General features: G+C 46.2%; 1 protein-coding gene. It reads left to right on the plus strand.

Going from position 1 to position 970, the window contains the following annotated elements; genetic code table 11:
* Nucleotides 1-970: FecR domain-containing protein (locus A3761_RS22770; protein WP_197473187.1), on the plus strand; the 970-nt coding region annotated here is incomplete at both ends.

Raw genomic sequence — 970 nt, forward strand, 5'->3', positions numbered from 1 at the left:
TTCGTGTCGGTGATGAAGTTGCGACAAAAAAAGGTAATGTTTTAATTGAGTTTGCAGACAGCTCAACCATTCGCTTGGAAGAAAATTCCAACCTGGTCTTCAATAAACTGTCCCACTTTGGCAAGACTGGCATGGTTGATACGCGACTAAGGCTCAAGAGAGGCTCACTGTCCACTGAGGTTACACCCTTGGTTAAAGGATCTCGCTACGAGATTACCACCCCATCGGCGGTAGCAGCCGTGCGCGGAACTGAATTTCGTTTGAGTACCCAGGGTAATGAAACACAGCTGGAAGTTATTGAAGGTGAAGTCTCTTTTGCTGGTGAACATGGGACGACTCAAGTTTTTGCAGGCAACGGTGCGCGCATCAAAAAAGGTAGCGCGATTATTGAGCAGACAAAGTTAGCTGACGCCCCCAAAGCACTATTTGCAGAGAGAGTTGTAGACGACCTTCCTTCAACTCTGTCTTGGGAAGAACAAAAAAGCGCCGAAGCTTATCGAGTTCAACTCACTGACAATAAGCAAAATGGAAAACTTGTTAAGCAAGGGAAAATACAAAAGCCTGAACTTGAGTTGGAACATATTGAGAATGGTGAGTATGACGTTTCCATGCGCGCCATTGACGCTAATGGTTTTGAGGGTGTCGACTCCGTTACACGCATAGCAGTGGACATTGGCACAGAGCAAGCAAAACTCATTGCGCCGCTTGCCAAAAGCATACTTGATAGTACCAAACCTACATTTAGCTGGAACTTTGTTAAACCGGATACGCTCGGAAAACTACAGATTTCCAAAGACAAAGGTTTCAACCTGCTAATCAGCCAAACAGACTTTGATGCAGCGCAGCAGATTGCACCAAGGAAAGCATTGATGCCCGGCTCATACTATTGGCGCGTAGTATCGCTTGCAGATGACGGCGAAACAGCGAATAGCGAAGTGCGTAACTTTTCTGTCCGCGGTATATTGAAACC

It is taken from the genome of Oleiphilus sp. HI0123 (genome assembly GCF_001635315.1).